General features: G+C 57.7%; 2 protein-coding genes. Both read right to left on the bottom strand.

Going from position 1 to position 659, the window contains the following annotated elements; translation table 11 throughout:
* Positions 1–262 precede the first annotated feature (262 nt).
* Positions 263–460, bottom strand: a complete 198-nt coding sequence (locus tag EN925_RS38540) for a hypothetical protein (protein ID WP_024502834.1) — start codon at positions 458–460, stop codon at positions 263–265.
* Positions 461–464: 4 nt separating this feature from the next.
* Positions 465–659: hypothetical protein (locus tag EN925_RS40385; RefSeq protein WP_206633216.1), on the bottom strand; the 195-nt coding region annotated here is incomplete at its 5' end.

Genomic DNA, 659 nt, shown 5'->3' with positions numbered 1-659 from the left:
ATCGTCATAGGCGGGGTCGCAATCTTCCATGAGCTTCAGCCGCGGGCCATGTTTGCCCAATTGCAGCTGCAGATTGTCTGCTTGTGCCGGAAAAGCCGCCAAGGTGATGGCGCCGAGGCCGACAAGCGCCATCAGCGATGAGGTGATCGAAACCTTGCCCACTACGTCCTCCATTTTGAACCACAACACATCTATCCTTAGATGGTTCGGCTCTCCCCGGCTATTGCCGATAGGAGGTTTGCTGCCAAGATCGATTGTTGCGTTAACGCCGGCGCCAGCCGATGTCACCGCGCTCCGCCCCATCGAGGCGGTCGAGCAGTTCTCGGAGCCGGTCGGGAATGTCGGCCTCGGTGCGGAAGGCCGGCAAGGTGCGTAGAAAGCGGGTCACCGCCTCGGCACCCAACTGGCGCCTGACCTCGATGGCCAGCCCTTCTGCCTTTTCGCCCGTGTTGCGGGTCATCGTCTCAAAATCCTGTGTCGGCTTCGAAACTCCTCCAGTAAGGGAATGGTTCCCCCATCCTGCCTGTGGGGCAAGCAAAGCCGGCAGTTAAGGTAAAATTTGAATTAAAATCGAAATGCCTTGCCTGCCATTGTCCGGCCTTGGCCGGTGGCTTCCATAATCGCTTACCCCTTGATTTTTGGCTGCCAAACATCGATAT

The sequence above is a fragment of the Mesorhizobium sp. M7A.F.Ca.US.006.04.2.1 genome (assembly GCF_004022915.1).
GTDB classification, from domain to species: Bacteria; Pseudomonadota; Alphaproteobacteria; order Rhizobiales; family Rhizobiaceae; genus Mesorhizobium; species Mesorhizobium ciceri.
Note: the sequence above shows the minus strand (reverse complement) of the source record. Positions and strands in the feature narration are given on the sequence as shown.